Annotated in this window: 1 protein-coding gene; it reads right to left on the reverse strand. The window is 41.4% G+C overall.

Features of this window, described 5'->3' with window-relative positions; genetic code table 11:
• Positions 1 to 1,013: hypothetical protein (locus Q0212_RS16285; protein WP_297927487.1), on the reverse strand; the 1,013-nt coding region annotated here is incomplete at its 3' end.
• Between the last annotated feature and the right edge of the window lie 91 nt (positions 1,014 to 1,104).

Here is a 1,104-nt window from a genome sequence, read left to right on the forward strand (position 1 = left end):
GCTCTTCCGATCTTGATATGAACAGGTAATGGCTCGTAGTTACTTTGCACCCCTGCAATCAATGGATAACGAACATTAGCCCCCCATTGCCATATTCGGCCTTTTTCATCTAAGGCAACACCTGAACCACTATTAGCATTTATACTTTTAACTTTGCCAATATTCTTAACTTGTACCAAGCCTGTATGTGACGTAAAGTCACCTTGACCTAAATACCCACCGCCACGATTTTGTCCTTCAGCAAACACGAGGCCATTAGACAATAAAAAATAAGTTGCAACTGAGGCCATCGCAATATCAACAACATTTTTAGGAAATTCTTTTACCGTGCCGTCACAACACGATACAAGCTCCCCATCTGCCTTCATTAAAATCACATGGGCTGTATTTGTTATGATTTTTATGGTATTTTCATGTTGCGCAATGGCTCTAAAGCCCAAGTTATTTAATTGCTCATAGGGTTTATCTACATTAATCTTCCATAATTTGCTCACCCCCGACATATACACTGTGCCTTGTTTATCAAGTGCTAAAGAAAACTCATACCCTGTTGCTACACTCACAATATCTTTCAATCCCATCACCTGCTGCGGCGTAGCCGAATAGTTTTTAGTCGTTGAGTAGCCTAACTGTCCATATTTATTATCGCCCCATGCCCACACCGTACCATCTTTACGCAAGGCTAAAAAATGACTGCCTGTGCCTGCCACTTCGACAAAATCGGTCATGCCTGCAATGGGGGTTGGAATGGGTTGCTGGGTAGGCTTGCGACCATTGCCCAAGCTGCCATCATAGTCACTACCCCAGCTCCATACCGTGCCATCTTCTTTAACGCCTACAGTGGTGGAATAGCCAATGGCTAATTTTTTGTGGGCGGTATTAACAGGCAAGGGCGCATCAAACGGTCGGGTATCGCCTTTGCTGGCTAATACTTGGTTTAATACAGGGGTTGATGACACAATGCTACATGAGGCTAATGACAGCGACATCACCAAAGCAACTAAATAACGCATCTTTTTATCCTTTTATAATTGTTTAAATGCTTTTGTCCTTTTCACAAAATATACCACTTAATAAAATTATATTTATCAATAATTTAAATAT

Source organism: uncultured Agitococcus sp. (assembly GCF_937920075.1).
Classification (GTDB): domain Bacteria; phylum Pseudomonadota; class Gammaproteobacteria; order Pseudomonadales; family Moraxellaceae; genus Agitococcus.